Genomic DNA, 16315 nt, shown 5'->3' with positions numbered 1-16315 from the left:
ATATAATACAAGCAAATACACATGATATAATTGCATATTATGGCATGCTCCGAAAAAAGAAAGGTCGTGCTCGGGATTTATACCCTTGCACGACCTCGTTTTATAAAATCAGGAGGAGCGATCAATCGCGATTCTTAGCGACGATGTACTCCCTGTTCAGACGAGCGATGTGGCTAATCGATACGTTCTTCGGGCATTCCATTTCACATGCACGTGTGTTCGTACAGTTCCCGAATCCGAGTTCATCCATCTTAGCCACCATAGCTTTGGCGCGACGAGCAGCCTCGATACGTCCCTGCGGAAGAAGAGCCAACTGACTCACCTTGGCTGATACGAAGAGCATAGCCGAGCCGTTCTTGCATGCTGCCGCACAAGCTCCACAGCCGATACAAGCCGCTGCATCCATAGCCTCATCCGCATTCTTCTTGGAAATGGGGATGGCGTTGGCATCGGGGATACCACCCGTATTGACGGAAACGAATCCACCGGACTGAATGATCTTGTCATAAGCCGAGCGATCCACCATCAGGTCTCGGATCACAGGGAAGCCGGCCGAACGCCAAGGCTCTATCGTGATCGTATCGCCGTCATCGAAACGACGCATGTGCAGCTGACAAGTGGTGATACTATCGTCCGGTCCGTGGGGATGACCATTGATATAGAGCGAGCACATACCGCAAATACCCTCGCGACAGTCGTGGTCGAACACCACCGGAGCTTTATGCTCCTTGATCAACTGCTCGTTCAGGATATCCATCATTTCGAGGAAAGAGGCACTTTGCGAAATGTTTTGCAATTGATACGTCTCGAAGTGTCCTTTTTCCTTCGGTCCCTTCTGACGCCAAACCTTAACCGATATATTGATATTCTTATCCATTTTGATTCTGTATTTAGCGGTGGACTAATTAGCTCTTGTAGTTACGTTGTGCACGGACAGTCTCTTCATATACCAGTTCTTCCTTGTACATGATCGGATCCTTGTCTTCTCCCTGATATTCCCAGCAGGAAACGTAAGCGAAGTTCTCATCGTCACGTTTGGCTTCACCCTCTTCCGTCTGGTGCTCGATACGGAAATGACCGCCACAACTTTCTTCGCGATCCATGGCATCGTGCGCCATCAGCGTACCTATCTCGATGAAGTCCGCCAGTCGGAGGGCTTTCTCCAGTTCTACGTTGAGGTCATTGGCTTCACCCGGCACATAGACATTGCTCCAGAACTCTTTCTTCAGCTCGGCCAGCTTCACGATGGCCTTTTCCAATCCGGCTTTGTCTCGTCCCATTCCCACATTGTCCCACATGATGTGGCCCAGCTCCTTGTGAAGGTCGTCCACAGACTTATTGCCCTTGACGTTCATGATACGCGTTATGCGATCTTGCAACTCTTTCTCGGCAGCTTCGAATTCGGGACGATCCGTGCTGAAGCGCGGCACCTGAATCTGATCGGCCAGATAGTTCTGCATCGTATAAGGGATAACGAAGTAACCGTCAGCCAGCCCCTGCATGAGAGCGGAAGCACCGAGTCGGTTGGCACCGTGATCGGAGAAGTTGGCTTCTCCGATGGCGAACAGGCCCGGGATCGTGGTCATCAGCTCGTAATCCACCCAGAGACCACCCATCGTATAGTGAATAGCCGGATAGATCATCATCGGCGTTTCGTACGGATTCTCATCTGCAATCTTCTCATACATCTGGAAGAGGTTGCCATACTTCTGCTCCACCACGTCGCGTCCCAAACGTTTGATGGCATCGCCGAAGTCAAGGAATACGGCAAGGCCCGTATTGTTCACACCATAGCCAGCATCGCATCGTTCTTTGGCAGCACGGCTGGCCACGTCACGGGGAACGAGGTTGCCAAAGGCCGGATAGCGACGCTCCAGATAGTAGTCGCGCTTCTCTTCGGGAATGTCTTTCCCTTTGATCTCGCCACGCTGAAGACGTCTGGCATCCTCTATGTCTTTAGGCACCCAGATACGACCGTCATTACGGAGCGACTCGGACATGAGCGTCAGCTTGGACTGGTAGTCCCCGTGCACGGGAATACAAGTGGGATGGATCTGAGCCATACATGGATTGGCGAAGAAAGCACCCTTCTTGTAGCACTGCCATGCGGCAGAGCCGTTAGATGCCATTGCATTGGTAGAAAGGAAGAAGGCATTGCCATAACCGCCCGTGGCAATTACCACGGCATGTGCAGCAAAGCGTTCGATCTTACCCGTCACCAAATTGCGAGCCAGAATACCACGAGCACGACCGTCGATAAGCACCACGTCGAGCATCTCGTAGCGAGTGTAAAGCTTTACCTTACCCAAACCGACCTGACGGGAGAGAGCCGAATAGGCTCCAAGGAGTAGCTGCTGTCCCGTCTGACCACGAGCATAGAAAGTACGAGATACCTGCGCACCACCGAAAGAACGGTTGTCCAGCAGACCACCGTATTCGCGAGCAAAGGGTACACCCTGAGCCACGCACTGGTCTATGATGGCATTGGACACTTCGGCCAGACGATATACGTTGGCCTCGCGAGCACGATAGTCACCTCCTTTGATCGTATCGTAGAAGAGTCGATAGACGGAGTCGCCATCGTTCTGGTAGTTCTTGGCGGCATTGATACCTCCCTGTGCAGCGATAGAGTGTGCACGGCGAGGAGAATCCTGTATGCAGAAGTTGAGCACATTGAAGCCCATCTCGCCGAAAGAAGCAGCAGCCGAAGCACCGGCCAGACCGGTACCGACCACGATAATATCCAGACGACGTTTGTTGGCGGGGTTCACCAGCTTCTGATGATCCTTATAGTTGGTCCACTTGTCTTTCAGTGGGCCGGTGGGTATTTTGGAATTTATTGTAGCCATAGTGAGAATACTTTGAATTAGGGTGTACTATCAACCGATGAATGCCTGACAAGCAAATACTATCAGGACCAAAGCGAAACCGCCTACCAATACGGTAGAAACTACATTAGAGATGCACTTGACACGATTCATCCAGATGGTATTGTTCCATCCCAAGGTCTGCAGCGCACTCCAGAATCCATGTGTCAGGTGGAACCACAAGGCAACCAGCCATACGGCATAGAGCACCACGTAGATCGGTTGGCTGAATGTGTAGCGGATCAGCTCCGTTCCCTTGGCAGGATGGTCGAAGCCTTCGATACCGAATCGGGCTACATCCATATGGCAGATTTCTGCCAGCTGCATCTTAGCCCAAAAGTTGAACATGTGCAGTCCGATACCCAACAGGACGATGATACCGAGCACCAGCATATTCTGCGAGCTCCACTCCACACCTTTGGGTCTGCCCGTAACAGCATAGCGATCGCGACCTCGAGCACGAAGGTTCTGCGCATTGAGGATAAAGGCATACACGATGTGCAGAAGCATCAGTACCGCCAAGCCGATAGAGGCGACCAGAGCATACCAGTTGGCGCCGAGAAACTCACATATCATGTTGTAAGCCTCTGCTGAGAAGAGAGCCACAAGGTTCATGGACATGTGAAACGTCAAAAACAGGATCAGCGCCAGTCCGGTGACACTCATCACCACTTTACGGCCAATCGAGGATTTAAGTAACCACATAAGTTTTTTACTGTTTTAGTTATTTAGTTGATTCTTTCTTTTTCTTCTAAGATCCATTCAACCAATAGGCGAAACCGACTCTGTATTCCGCCTTGTGAAGAGGTATTCCGACCTTCGTGCACAAAGATAACGGAAAAAAATACACAATCACGACATATAGGGAAAAAGCCCCTCCATATCGTCTCTCTTCATCCCTATTGTTTGGGATACCACCGATCCCGACATGCCTCTATCTCCCACATAAACCACTCAAACACATATACTTGTAAGGCAGATCGCCATCCGTCCATATTGGCTGTTCGGAGGCAAAAAGGAAAGGCACCATTACAAGCCATTTATCCTCTTCGTCTCCTACGGAAATAAAAAAGGAGAGAAGTCCCGTCACGGCTGAAACCAGCCACAGCAATTTCGGAACCGCAATTCCTCCGATTATCGCGCCGCAAAACCGAAATTTACGCGCGAGATTTTTTTCGTTTTGGTTCGACTTTTTTTCTTTTCTCGCACCAAAACGAAAAATTTTACGCTCGGCATTTTTAGGGACATGAAACAAGTTTTTTTCCGCACCGCTTCGCATTTTTCATCTCGGCCACTATCCGCAGTCCGGCGAACCATTCGACTACTGATTTTGTTCCACTTGTATATAGTAGACAGAGACTACAGTCGGGGACGATGCAGGAGTCCGGTATGCATACCCCACAGTAGTCCGAACAAGGGCTTGCCGCAGATCAACTGCGTACAAGCCATAGTCAAAAACAAAGGATCTTAAGAAAAAACTACTCGTCAAGATGAAAACAACGACCTTTTCCGTAGAAGGCATGATGTGTGGCGGTTGTGCTGCAAGTGTAGAGAAAGCGGCTCTCGGTGTACAAGGCGTACAAACGGCATTCGCATCTCTGGATTCCCATAGTCTTACAGTGGATTATACTCCGGAGACAGCCTCACCGGAGGCAATAATGGAGGCTGTACGCCTCGCCGGATTCGAGTGTAAGCTCTGACAAGCCCGTTCCCGATAACCGATAGTCCGTGATATGAAAGAGCAAAAACGTTTTCCCGTAGTGGGAATGCGGTGTGCAGGCTGTGCGCATAGCGTAGAACAGGCTGCCTCCAAGGTAGAAGGCATTAGCGATGCGAACGTCCAACTCGCCGAGAATATACTCTCCGTATCGGTGGACGAAAGGTTGGCTTCGGCAGAGGATCTGCGCAGAGCTATCCGCAGCATAGGATTCGACCTGATAGTGGAGGATTCGGAGGCGGAGCAACTGCGCCGGCGCGATGCCATGGAAGCAGCAGAACTGAGACGGATGAAGCGCGATACGATCATAGCTTGGTCGTCCGCCATCCTGCTGATGGTTCTGATGCTAATGCCGCATTTCCAGATGATGCCCTACCTGATGATGCTCGTAGCCTTGCCCGGATACGCATGGGCAGGAAGGGCTTTCCACCGATCGGCACTCAAGCAGCTGCGCCACGGCGTATTCTCGATGGATACGCTGGTGTCGTTGAGTACCACTATCTCCTTTTTCTATAGTCTGGTAGTCCTGCTGTTTTTCCGTGAAGGGCCGGCCGGGATGAAGCTGCACCTCTACTTCGATGCCTCGGCCATGATCATCGCATTTGTCCTACTGGGCAAACTCATGGAAAAGCGTGCCGGCCGAAGCACGGGGCAAGCCATTCGCGAACTGATGCGACTGCAGCCGGCGGAGGCATTGGTCGTGCGTAACGGGCGCGAGACCGTGATGCCCATTGCTGGGCTCATCGGAGGCGACTTGGTTCGCGTACGTCCGGGCGAGCAGATACCCGTGGACGGTATCGTGACCGAAGGCTGTAGCTCCGTGCAGGAGAGCATGATCAGTGGCGAACCCTTACCGCGAGAGAAGGAAGCCGGCTCTATGGTTTTCTCCGGCACGATCAACGGCTCCGGTGTCCTCACCGTACAGGCTACCCATGTAGGCAGCGACACCGTACTCGGACGCATCATCCGCACGGTCCGCGAGGCACAGGCCAGCAAAGCACCTATCCAGCGACTGGCCGACCGTATCGCCGGCATATTCGTTCCCATAGTCATCGGGCTATCCATCCTTACCTATATTATATGGCAACTGACGGGAGCTGCCGATGCTTCGGTGTACGGACTCCTCTGTGCCATATCAGTGCTGGTGATCGCCTGCCCGTGCGCACTCGGTCTGGCTACGCCTACGGCTCTGGTCGTAGGGATCGGACGCTCGGCACGAAATGGTATCCTCGTACGTAACGCCGAAGCACTGGAGCGTTTCGCTACCATCGATGCCGTGGTCTTGGATAAGACAGGTACGCTCACCATAGGCAAGCCGGAACTGACCGGCATCGATTGGTTCGTATCGGATACCGATGTGCCGAAAGTACGCCGGCTGCTCTACTCTGCCGAAATCCTCAGCACGCATCCACTCGCGGCTGCCATTTGCCGAGCCTTTGCAGAGGATGGCAAGACGGAGGAGCTGTCGGAAGTGCAGAATTTCCCCGGGCGTGGGATCGAATTTACTTTCGAAGGAGAGGTCTACAGAGTAGGCAATCAGGCTTTCATCGAGAAGCTTGGCGCACAGATACCGACGGATATAGCCGCTCTGCCGGAGGATGCAGCCGTCCTCTATTTCTCACGTGCCGAAAGATTATTGGGACGCTTCTGTGTGACGGACGAACTGCAACCTCAGGCAGCCGAAGTGCTCGCACAGCTTCATCGACATGGCATTCGCACCATTATGCTGACGGGCGACCGCCCCGAAGCGGCGGAAGCATTGGCTCGCAAACTGGGTTTGCAGCATTATCGTGGCGGTATGATGCCCTCCGACAAGGCCGACTATATACGAATGCTCAAGGACAAGGGGCACCATGTAGCTATGGTGGGCGACGGCGTGAACGACTCCGAGGCTCTCAGTACGGCGGACGTCAGCGTAGCCATGGGCGATGGCAGCCATATAGCCATGGAAGTGGCAGGAATCACGCTGATGCGCTCCGATCTGCGCCTGCTGCCTGCTGCTTTGGAACTGTCGCGCGCCACGAGACGTACGGTCAAAGAGAATCTCTTTTGGGCTATGTGCTACAATCTGATTGCCATCCCGATAGCCGCAGGTCTGCTCTTCCCCGTGAACGGGTTCCTCCTGAACCCTGCCATTGCCGGGGCTGCCATGGCTTTCAGCTCTATTTCGGTGGTGACCAACAGCTTGCGACTGCGTACCAAGCGACTACCTTTGCTCCGATAATCCGCTTATGAAGCAACATAAAATCCTATTCGTATGCCTCGGCAACATCTGTCGCTCGCCGTCTGCCGAGGCTGTCTTTCGCTCGTATGTAGAGGAGCGAGGGCACGCCGACCGCTTCCATATCGATTCGGCCGGACTGAGCAACTACCATCAGGGCGAGAAGGCCGACGTCCGAATGCGTGCACACGCTGCCCGTCGGGGCTACGATCTGACTTCGCTCTCCCGACCGGTGGAGTATGAGGACTTCGAACGATTCGATTATATCATCGGCATGGACTTTGCCAATCGCGAACGGTTGCAAGAACTGGCTCCGACTGAAGAGGCTGCGGCCAAGATCCGTCTGATGACGGATTTCAGCAGTAGCGGTATTCACGACCACGTCCCCGATCCGTACTATGGAGGAGCATCCGGCTTCGAGCTGGTGCTGGACATTCTGGAGGAGTGCACGGCCGGACTGTTTTCCTATCTGACCGAACCTCGTGACAACTCCTCCCAATCCGCATGCGACTGACCACGGGGCGTGAGATGGACAGGCGCATCCTGCGCTTGGCTATTCCGAATATCATCTCCAACATTACCGTACCGCTCCTCTCCATCGTGGATGTAGGGCTGGCCGGTCGTATGGACACGGCCGGCTCTATCGGGGCGGTGGCTGTGGCTTCGGGGGTGGTCAATTTCGTCTTTTGGCTCTTCGCCTTCCTCCGTATGGGGACTACGGGATTCACAGCACAGGCTTTCGGGCGTAGCGATGTACGAGCCATCACACGCTATCTGGCACGTGGCGCGGCGATGGCTGTTGTCGCAGCCCTGCTTCTTCTCATAGCAGCTCCTCTGATAGAACGCTTCGGGCATCTGCTGGCTTCGGGTCAGGAGACCATCGGACGAGAGGCACGCGAGTATATCCGCATCGCTCTGTGGGGAGCACCTGCGGCCCTGCTCGTCTACGTCTTCAACGGCTGGTATGTAGGGATGCAGGACACACGCGTTCCGATGGTCGTAGCCATCGTTTCCAATATGGTCAATATCGGTCTGAGTATTTTCTTCGTACGAGGACTCGACATGGGAGTGGGAGGGCTTGCCGCCGGAACGATCGCGGCCCAATATGTCGGTCTGGCGTTGCTCTCCGGCATTGCCTTTTTTCGCTACCGACGCGTACTGCGCTTTTTCCGAGCAAGCAGTCTGACAGATACTTCGGGATACGGAGCTTATCTGCGCACCGGAGGCGACCTTTTTGTTCGCACTGCCTTGCTCGGTACGGTGACCCTCTTTTTCACCTCTGCCTCCTCTGCTATGGGGGAGATCACTGTGGCGGCAAATGCCTTGCTGATGCAGCTCTTCACACTCTTCTCCTACTTTATGGACGGATTTGCCTATGCCGGCGAAGCACTTACGGGGCGATACATAGGTGCACGCCGAGCGGACGAATTGCGTCTGATGATCCATCGCCTTTTTCGAATCGGGACGGTCGTCTCCCTCGTGGCCACCTTGCTCTATCTCCTATTCCCGACCGCTTTGTTATCAGTATTGAGCGATAAGCAGGAAGTGATAGAGCATGCTCGCCGCTTTGCCATCTGGGCAGGAGTGGTACCGATCGTCTCTTTTGCGGCTTTCCTCTGGGATGGAGTATTCGTGGGAGCCACCGCATCAAAAGCCATGCGCAGAGCCATGACAGCTGCTTTCGTTGTTTTCTTCGCCACTTTCTTCCTCCTTCGTGTAGCCTTGGGCGAGACAGCCCTTTGGCTCGCCTTCGTCCTCTATCTCCTCACGCGCAGCCTGATGCAGACGGTATGGTACCGCAGGCATTTTTTCGCCGCGAATCGTCTGCAAAGGTGCTGACACCGAGACCGGCTTGTGCCTAACTTTCCCGAATCAAGCAGGAGAGGGAAAAATCTGATCCTCGGATCGGCAGCGACTCTTTCGGTCACATACCGCGCTTTAGCCCAAAACAATAACTTTGCCATCAGTGTGAAATCCAAAAACAAATCCAACCCAATGAAACGAACAAATCTTCTCGCAACTACGATGAAGCTGACTTATATAGCAATAGCGGCTACGGCTATCACTCTGCTATCCGCCTCATGCTCCGACAAAGGAAAATCCGGATACAAGATCGTCGGCACCGTGGAGTATGCCGCCGAGGGCGATACCGTATTCCTCGAATCTATCGAAAACATGGAAGTCATTCGCCTCGATTCTGCCATTATCCGCAATGGCACGTTTACCTTCGAAGGCAGACAGGACTCTATCGTCTCCCGTTATCTTTCTTGTGTGACCGCCTCCGAAGCATTCAGCATCCCCTTCTTCCTCGAAAACGGACGCATAGAGGTAAAAATGGAGAACGAAAGCGAATCCGTCACCGGTACCCCGACCAACGACATCTATCAGGAGATACGAAGCAAAGTGGCCGAATTGCTGCACAAAATGAACGAAATAGATAGGGACTCCACTCTCACCGAAGAAGAAGCCGAGACGAGAATGGATCAGGCTGAAAGGGAATACGCCATTACACTGAAAGAGGCCGTGAAGAAAAACATCGCCAATCCTGTAGGCATCTTCCTCTTCAAAGAACAATACTTCGAGAACAGCCTGGCCGAAAATCAGGCATTGTTCCGACAAATCCCCTCAAAATACCTCAACGACCCGGTTCTGATGGGTATGCAAAAGCAAATGGAATCCCAAGAGAAAACGGATATAAACACCCTTTTCACCGACTTCGCGATGCAGACTCCCGAAGGCAAAACTGTCAAGCTATCCGACTACGTGGGCAAGGGTAAGATTGTCCTCGTCGATTTCTGGGCCAGCTGGTGCGGCCCTTGCCGCCAAGCTATGCCCGATCTGATCAAGGTCTATGCCGACTACAAGGGAAAACTTGAGATCGTAGGGGTTTCGCTCGATGAAAATCCGGAAGCATGGAAGAAAGCCATCGCAAGACTCGGCATCACGTGGCCGCAAATGTCCGACCTCAAAGGCTGGGCAAGCGTGGCAGCCATGCAATACGGCATCCATTCCATCCCCTTTACCCTGCTGATCGACAATGACGGTACCATCATCGCTCGAAACCTCCACGGCGAAGAGCTGACGAACAAGCTCTCCGAAATCCTCAAATAAGCGAAACTCCTATCTTCCCTCTATTCGAGGAATCAAAAACAAACAAAAAGGGCTGTGCCGAATGGCACAGCCCTTTTTGTTGTATAGGATGGATCGGATCAGATCAGCTTCAGCTCTTGGATGAGACGGGGACACTGACCCCATTTGTCGATCATGAAGAGGACGTAACGGATGTCTACGCTGATCGTACGCTGCAGATCGGGTTCGAACTCGATGTCACCACTCATAGCTTCCCAGTTGCCATCGAAAGCAAGACCGATCAGACGACCGTTCTTATCGAATACGGGGCTACCGGAGTTACCGCCCGTGATGTCGTTGTTCGAGAGGAAAGCGATATGGAGCTGACCGTTCTCGGCATAGCGGCCATAGTTCTTGGTGCGGAAGAGATCGAGGATATTCTCCTGTACGGCAAATTCGTCGCTCTTAGGATCCTGCTTTTCCAATACGCCCTTATCGGTCGTATAGTAGTTGTACCAAGCACCGTCCTGCGGCTCATATCCTTTGACGGAGCCGTAGCTCATACGCATGGTGAAGTTGGCATCGCTCGGCAAGGCACGTCCAGGGTACATCTCACGCAAACCGGCAAAGAAAAGACGCTTGCCCTTCTCAATGGCATAGGTATTGGCCATTGCATCGGTCTGAATGGCACGAGCAGCTGCGACCACACTCTTGGAAAGTTCTACGGCAGGGTCTTTCTCGATAGCCTTGGCAAACTTTTCCTTGTCCATGGATTTGAGCATGGCATGGAACTTGTCGCTATAAGGAACTATACTCTTTTCAAAGATGAAGTCCGCATACTTCTTTGTATCACCCTTGAATTTCTTGTCAATCACATTCTTGAATATGTCGGGGAGCTTGTCGGCAGGGATGCGCTGGCGTACGATGTCGAGCATGGCTGGCAGCACCTTGCGATCGAGTGAGGGCAGATAGTCCTTGTACATACCGTCGAGCGATTTGAGAATGCCGGCATGAGCATCGGGATTGGAAGCCAATGCACTGACAAACTGTGCCAGACGAACCACTTCGGCACCACCGAAGAGCGTCTCGCGCAGATACGTCATCTCGCGGTTGGCTTTGGCCCCTTCTTTATAAGCCTTTTCGAGAGAAGGCAGCACATCGCCATAGACTGCACTCTTGCCACTCTTCCTAATCCAGTCGGCAAATGCTCTCTCCTCGGCACGCTTGCGACCTATCACGTCGAGACGAGCGAGACCGCGGTTCATACCGATAGAGTTCTTCCAGTAGTTAGCACTCTGAGCATACTTGCTGGCATATTTGATACGAGTAGCCTGATCTGCACTCATGGCTTCCTTCCAGATACCTTGCTTGATACCGCGAACTTCGATACGGGGATTGTTCTCATTCTCGATACGATCCTCTACCCCCCAAGAAGTGAGGTAGCGATCCGTACTGCCCGGAAAGCCGATGGTCATGGCATAGTCATTGGCTTTGTAACCCTGCATAGATACGGCAGCGAAGTAAACGGGTTTATAGGGTTTGTTGTCCTTGCTGTATTCGGCCGGACCGTTGTCGGCACCGGCATATACGCGGAATACGCTGAAGTCGCCCGTGTGACGCGGCCACATCCAGTTGTCCGTATCGCCTCCGAACTTACCTACGGAGCTGGGAGGAGCAAATACCATACGGACGTCCTTGAATACATCGTAGACGATGAGGAAGTATTCGTTGTTGGAGTAGAAAGGCTCTACGATGCAGAGTTGGTTCTTACCTGCATTTTCATTTTTGGCCAACTCTTGGCATACCTCCTGAGCCTTGCGCAGACGCTCCATCTCGTCGGTGATACCCTTGAGCTGTCCTTCTACCTTGTCCGTTACCTTCACGATCTTGCGCAGATACTTCACGGAAAGACCCGGAATCGGAAGCTCCTCACCCATCGTGCGAGAAACAAAACCATCGCGCAGATAATCATGATCCACCGTACTCTGGCTCTGGATAGCTCCATATCCGCAGTGGTGATTGGTGAAGATCAGACCCTGATCGGACACTGTAATACCGGTACATCCGCCACCGAAGATAACCACGGCATTGGCAATGGATGGCTTGTCGAAACTGTAGAGCGAATCCAACGGAAGCGTAAAGCCGAGCTCACGCATCCGATCCAAATTCTCCTGATTGAGTTCGTTGAGGAGCCACATGCCTTTGTCGGCCTTGGCTACCCCTGAAGCACCCAACAGCAGGGCTGCTCCGAGAAGAATACTTTTTAATTTCATTTGCATTACTGTTTATGGTTGTTACCTATGATTATTATTATCTATGATAAGTCGTACCTTCTTGGTCTTGGTACGCGTAGCCATCCATGTACTCAGCTTGTTTATTTCCGACTGGCTTATTCGGTCTTTCGGACGCACCACGACAAGCAATACGGAGTCCCTACCCTGTGCCACTCCGGCCGAAGGAACCAACATGGCCGAGTTGATAGAGGGGAAAATCACTTGCAGCTCCTGAGCTATCTCACTCTCCATTGAGGAGAAACGGTTGTAGAAGTTTAATACATTTCGGAGCGAATCGATCTGCCGCTGCTGGTTTCGAATAATCTTCTCGCTATTGTCGTAGAGGTCTTTCAGCAGGACGTTCTTGAGTTCGTTCACGTCCGTCTCCTCCTGTTCGTAGCCGAAGCCTTGCTTGATATTCAGCCCCACGCCGGACAACCCGTATGCGGTGAGTTTCGTCTTGGCACTGTCTATCTGAGCAGGAGAGACCGTAGCGCCTATCAATACCACTTCAATATGTTTCTGGTCGTTCTCTTCCAGTAGCTGGTCGCGTATGACCTGCGTATTGGGGATACTGCCGATCACCTCGCGCACGTATTTGTGTGCATTCTCTTTGAGCAAGTTGTTGCTGAAGAGCTGTATACTCAGGTAGATACTCGGAGCAATGGTACAAATGGCAATGATCGTGATAATGCGGCGAACCTTTTGCTCTCGCTGCTTATTGAGGAATACTTTGCGCGGAAACTTGAGCAAACGTACCGCAAGAAAGGTAGCCAGAGCGATAAATACGGAATTGATGATGAAGAGATAGAAAGCCCCGAAGAAGTATGCGAACTGACCCGTACCAAGGCCGAAACCAGCAGTACAGAGAGGAGGCATAAGGGCTGTCGCAATGGCCACACCGGGTATTACATTGCCCTTGCTTTTGGTACTGCCGGCGACAATCCCCGCAGCACCGCCGAAGAACGCGATCAGCACATCGTACAGAGTAGGCTGTGTACGTGCCAAAAGTTCGCTCTGTTCCTGTCCGACAGGGGAGATAAAGAAAAACAGTGTAGCCGTGAGAATACTGAAAAGCGTGGCCAGTCCCAGGTTGCGGAGTGAACGCTTGACAAGTTCGAAATCCAAAATCCCCAGACCCAAGCCGAATCCGATGATAGGGCCCATAAGCGGGGAGATCAACATGGCACCGATGATAACGGCGGTCGAATTGACGTTAAGCCCGAGAGAAGCGATGAAGATGGCGAAGATAAGAATCCAGAGCTTCGTCCCACGGAAATCGACATCCGCCTTGATGAGATCGATCGTCTGATAGTCGTTCTCTTTCTCTTGCCGGAGATCGAGGATCGACTTGATATACTCCACAAAGTTCCGTTTGATATCCGACGGTGTCGGAGTAGGAGTTGGAGTCGGGGTAGGAGTAGTACCGGGATTATTGTCCATAAGTAAATATAGATTAGGGGGTTATCTTTTTCGTATTCTATTGAGTATGGGGACTGCTATCCCACTCAGATCTTTCCTGAAAGCTATGACGACGAATAATAAGACAAACAAAGTATTGACACCCAATCGAAGGGTTGTATACTGCGGAAACAGATAGGCCACACAATATGTTCCACCCACGAGCAAAGCCGTCAGAGCAGCATAGAACGAAGCATTTCCGAGACGATAGGGAACGGGGAAATAGTGCCTCCCCGTAAAATAAGAAAGCAGCATGATCAGACCATTGCTGATCACCGAAGCCCATGCACAAGCCATAAAGCCGTAGGTACGCGCACCGAAGACGATGATCAGCACTGTAGTGACGCAGCCGATCAGAGAAAAGATCGCACCCCATATCGTCCGATCTGTGACCTTGTACCAAAGCGAGAGATTGAAGTAAATGCCGAACATCAACTGCCCGAGCATCACAAGCGGAACGACCTTGAGCCCTGCGTAGTAAGGCGGACTGACGAAGTGCTTGAGGATGTCCATATAGGCCATCACCCCCAGATAGATGAAACAAACGAAGATAACGAAGTACTTCATCGCCGTAGCATAGGCCTCCTTTCCTTCTTCCTCGCCACCTTTGGTCTTGGCGAAGACGAAAGGATCGTAAGCATAGCGAAAGGCCTGGGTGAACATCACCATGATGATGGCCAGCTTGTAGCAGGCGCCATAGATACCGAGCTGTGCTTTCCCTTCTGCCGGATCGTCGAAAAGCATGGGGAAGAGAATCTTATCGGCCTGATTGTTGAAACTGCCGGCCAAACCCAACAACAGAATCGGAAAAGAATAGGCCAGCATCTTGCGCAGAATATCCGGACGAAATGCACGGCCTGCATGCCGCCAATGGGGGAATAGCATGGCCATCTGCACGAGGTTACAAATGAAGTTGATGACGAACACGTACCCCAATTCGTAGTTAGGGCGGTAGAAGCTATCGATCCACTCCGGATGCACGGCATAGATACGCGGACACAGGAAGAGGAGGAAGATCGTAAGGACGATGGTCAGCAGGATGAATGTCAGCCGAACGAACATAAATCGCCACGGCCGGTTCGCATAGCGGAGATAGGCCAATGGAATGGCCATGAAAGCATCCATCGCCACGATAGCGAGCAACAGCCCCACGTACTCCGGATGATCGGCATAGCCCATACTCCCACTGAGTGGTCGGAGAAAAAGCAGACCTGCACAAAGGAAGAAGGTGGATGTAGCCCCCAAAGACCACAACGTGGTGGAATAGACTTCGTTCGGGCGTTCGGCCTTATTGATGAAGCGGAAGAAACCCGTCTCCATCCCATAAGTCAGGACGATCATGGCCAGTGCCGTCCAAGCGTAGAGATTGGTCATATTGCCGAAGTCGGCCGTACCCGGTAGAGCACGTACATAGACGATGGTCATCAACCAGTTGAGCAGACGTACCAGAATGGTACTCAGGCCGTAAACGGCCGTATCTTTCATCAAACCTCGTATTCCGGATGCCATATATCAGCAGATTAGAAAGTCGTCAGTCGAAGAGGGATGGCCGGTGCGGATGAGGGTTACGCCCCAAGTGCGTATAAGCCAGCTCCGTCACTTCTCTTCCTCGAGGTGTCCGCTTGAGGAATCCCTCCTTGATCAGGAATGGCTCATAGACCTCCTCTATCGTACCGGGGTCTTCCCCCAAAGCCGTGGCAATGGTACTCAATCCGACAGGGCCGCCGGCAAACTTGTCTATGATGGTGGCGAGGAGCTTGTGATCCACATTGTCCAGCCCGTAACGGTCGATATTCAGGGCTTCGAGAGCATAGCAGGCTATCGGTTTGTCTATGGCACCGGATCCCTTGACCTGTGCGAAGTCCCTCACACGCCGCAGCAAGGCATTGGCTATACGAGGCGTACCACGACTTCGTCCGGCTATCTCGATGGCTGCATCGTGCGAACAGGACACCTCCAGAATGCGTGCACTCCGCTCCACGATACCGGTAATCGTATGCATATCGTAGTACTCCAGATGGAGATTGATCCCGAAACGGGCGCGAAGGGGTGCCGTCAGCAAACCGCTGCGCGTAGTGGCTCCCACAAGGGTGAAGGGGGAGAGATTGATCTGAATGGAGCGCGCGCTGGGTCCCTTGTCCAGCATTATATCTATACGGTAGTCCTCCATGGCCGAGTAGAGGTATTCTTCCACCACAGGACTCAGCCGGTGTATTTCGTCTATGAAGAGTACATCGTTGGATTCCAACGAGGTGAGGAGTCCGGCCAGATCACCCGGCTTGTCGAGGACGGGACCGGAAGTGATCTTAAGCCCCACGCCAAGCTCATTGGCTATGATATTCGACAGCGTGGTCTTACCCAGACCCGGAGGGCCATGCAGCAGCGTATGATCCAAGGCCTCGCCGCGCAAACGAGCTGCAGCGACGAAGATGCTCAGATTTTCCACCACCTTGTCCTGACCGCTAAAGCTATCGAACGTCAGGGGGCGTAGCTTGTTTTCGACTTCCCGTTCGCCGTCGTTGCCGCGGTAACGCTCCTGTCTAATGTCAAATTCTTCTGTCATTCGTCCTGCAAAGGTAAGCAATAGAGCCCGTTGTTCCTTAATTACTATAGTCAAAAGCCTGCGAAAAAAACGATGCTCGAGAAAGAGCTTTCGCCAAACGTGCCACACGATACCGCACGGCAGACCGCTTCTTCCATGCAAGTA

General features: G+C 52.5%; 13 protein-coding genes. 5 read left to right on the top strand and 8 right to left on the bottom strand.

The genetic code is table 11. The features are described from left to right. Positions 1–121: 121 nt before the first annotated feature. The 4 genes from HQ49_RS09400 to HQ49_RS12840 form a co-directional block, all read right to left on the bottom strand. Positions 122–877 carry a succinate dehydrogenase/fumarate reductase iron-sulfur subunit gene (locus HQ49_RS09400; RefSeq protein WP_004584033.1) on the bottom strand — a complete coding sequence of 252 codons (756 nt, stop codon included), beginning with the start codon at positions 875–877 and terminating at the stop codon, positions 122–124. 28 nt (positions 878–905) lie between these two features. Beyond that, positions 906–2849, bottom strand: coding sequence for a fumarate reductase/succinate dehydrogenase flavoprotein subunit (locus HQ49_RS09395; protein ID WP_018965428.1), 1944 nt, complete (start codon positions 2847–2849; stop codon positions 906–908). Positions 2850–2879: 30 nt separating this feature from the next. Then, positions 2880–3572, bottom strand: coding sequence for a fumarate reductase (locus tag HQ49_RS09390; RefSeq protein ID WP_039419660.1), 693 nt, complete (start codon positions 3570–3572; stop codon positions 2880–2882). 429 nt (positions 3573–4001) lie between these two features. Beyond that, complete coding sequence (locus tag HQ49_RS12840) at positions 4002–4103, bottom strand: DUF1661 domain-containing protein (RefSeq protein ID WP_394331915.1); 102 nt, start codon at positions 4101–4103, stop codon at positions 4002–4004. Between the two features lie 254 nt (positions 4104–4357). Here HQ49_RS12840 and HQ49_RS09380 point away from each other — a divergent pair, with 254 nt between their 5' ends. The 5 genes from HQ49_RS09380 (at position 4358) to HQ49_RS09360 (ending at position 9916) form a co-directional block, all read left to right on the top strand. Beyond that, positions 4358–4567 carry a heavy-metal-associated domain-containing protein gene (locus HQ49_RS09380; RefSeq protein WP_026292265.1) on the top strand — a complete coding sequence of 70 codons (210 nt, stop codon included), beginning with the start codon at positions 4358–4360 and terminating at the stop codon, positions 4565–4567. Positions 4568–4600: 33 nt separating this feature from the next. Further along, positions 4601–6808 (top strand): heavy metal translocating P-type ATPase, encoded by a 2208-nt coding sequence (locus HQ49_RS09375; protein WP_039419659.1) that lies wholly within the window; start codon positions 4601–4603, stop codon positions 6806–6808. 7 nt (positions 6809–6815) lie between these two features. Further along, complete coding sequence (locus tag HQ49_RS09370; protein ID WP_018965422.1) at positions 6816–7319, top strand: low molecular weight protein-tyrosine-phosphatase; 504 nt, start codon at positions 6816–6818, stop codon at positions 7317–7319. Beyond that, positions 7310–8644 carry an MATE family efflux transporter gene (locus HQ49_RS09365; RefSeq protein ID WP_039419658.1) on the top strand — a complete coding sequence of 445 codons (1335 nt, stop codon included), beginning with the start codon at positions 7310–7312 and terminating at the stop codon, positions 8642–8644. The genes HQ49_RS09370 and HQ49_RS09365 overlap by 10 nt, the downstream gene beginning before the upstream one ends. A 156-nt stretch (positions 8645–8800) precedes the next feature. Then, complete coding sequence (locus HQ49_RS09360; RefSeq protein WP_026292271.1) at positions 8801–9916, top strand: TlpA disulfide reductase family protein; 1116 nt, start codon at positions 8801–8803, stop codon at positions 9914–9916. Between the two features lie 98 nt (positions 9917–10014). Here HQ49_RS09360 and HQ49_RS09355 read toward each other — a convergent pair whose 3' ends face one another. From HQ49_RS09355 to ruvB, 4 genes are read right to left on the bottom strand one after another with little or no spacing between them, the layout of a single operon-like run. Next, the gene (locus HQ49_RS09355; RefSeq protein ID WP_039419674.1) at positions 10015–12147 is read right to left on the bottom strand and encodes a S46 family peptidase; all 2133 of its coding nucleotides are present in this window, start codon (positions 12145–12147) and stop codon (positions 10015–10017) included. A 21-nt stretch (positions 12148–12168) separates the two neighbouring features. Further along, positions 12169–13590 (bottom strand): DUF389 domain-containing protein, encoded by a 1422-nt coding sequence (locus HQ49_RS09350; protein WP_018965418.1) that lies wholly within the window; start codon positions 13588–13590, stop codon positions 12169–12171. A 21-nt stretch (positions 13591–13611) separates the two neighbouring features. Then, entirely contained in the window at positions 13612–15117 is a 1506-nt protein-coding gene (locus tag HQ49_RS09345; protein ID WP_018965417.1) for a lipopolysaccharide biosynthesis protein, read from the bottom strand. A gap of 22 nt (positions 15118–15139) precedes the next feature. Then, the gene (gene ruvB, locus HQ49_RS09340) at positions 15140–16171 is read right to left on the bottom strand and encodes a Holliday junction branch migration DNA helicase RuvB (RefSeq protein ID WP_018965416.1); all 1032 of its coding nucleotides are present in this window, start codon (positions 16169–16171) and stop codon (positions 15140–15142) included. Positions 16172–16315: the final 144 nt, after the last annotated feature.

It is taken from the genome of Porphyromonas gulae (genome assembly GCF_000765945.1).
Taxonomy (GTDB): Bacteria; Bacteroidota; Bacteroidia; order Bacteroidales; family Porphyromonadaceae; genus Porphyromonas; species Porphyromonas gulae.
This window is presented reverse-complemented; position numbering and strand designations above follow the sequence as displayed.

What these genes read in the sequence shown, in the direction of transcription:
- HQ49_RS09400 (WP_004584033.1), bottom strand. Translation starts at nt 877, where the DNA reads ATGGATAAGAATATCAATATATCGGTTAAGGTTTGGCGTCAGAAGGGA.
- HQ49_RS09395 (WP_018965428.1), bottom strand. Translation starts at nt 2,849, where the DNA reads ATGGCTACAATAAATTCCAAAATACCCACCGGCCCACTGAAAGACAAG.
- HQ49_RS09390 (WP_039419660.1), bottom strand. Translation starts at nt 3,572, where the DNA reads ATGTGGTTACTTAAATCCTCGATTGGCCGTAAAGTGGTGATGAGTGTC.
- HQ49_RS12840 (WP_394331915.1), bottom strand. Translation starts at nt 4,103, where the DNA reads ATGCCGAGCGTAAAATTTTTCGTTTTGGTGCGAGAAAAGAAAAAAAGT.
- HQ49_RS09380 (WP_026292265.1), top strand. Translation starts at nt 4,358, where the DNA reads ATGAAAACAACGACCTTTTCCGTAGAAGGCATGATGTGTGGCGGTTGT.
- HQ49_RS09375 (WP_039419659.1), top strand. Translation starts at nt 4,601, where the DNA reads ATGAAAGAGCAAAAACGTTTTCCCGTAGTGGGAATGCGGTGTGCAGGC.
- HQ49_RS09370 (WP_018965422.1), top strand. Translation starts at nt 6,816, where the DNA reads ATGAAGCAACATAAAATCCTATTCGTATGCCTCGGCAACATCTGTCGC.
- HQ49_RS09365 (WP_039419658.1), top strand. Translation starts at nt 7,310, where the DNA reads ATGCGACTGACCACGGGGCGTGAGATGGACAGGCGCATCCTGCGCTTG.
- HQ49_RS09360 (WP_026292271.1), top strand. Translation starts at nt 8,801, where the DNA reads ATGAAACGAACAAATCTTCTCGCAACTACGATGAAGCTGACTTATATA.
- HQ49_RS09355 (WP_039419674.1), bottom strand. Translation starts at nt 12,147, where the DNA reads ATGAAATTAAAAAGTATTCTTCTCGGAGCAGCCCTGCTGTTGGGTGCT.
- HQ49_RS09350 (WP_018965418.1), bottom strand. Translation starts at nt 13,590, where the DNA reads ATGGACAATAATCCCGGTACTACTCCTACCCCGACTCCAACTCCTACT.
- HQ49_RS09345 (WP_018965417.1), bottom strand. Translation starts at nt 15,117, where the DNA reads ATGGCATCCGGAATACGAGGTTTGATGAAAGATACGGCCGTTTACGGC.
- ruvB (WP_018965416.1), bottom strand. Translation starts at nt 16,171, where the DNA reads ATGACAGAAGAATTTGACATTAGACAGGAGCGTTACCGCGGCAACGAC.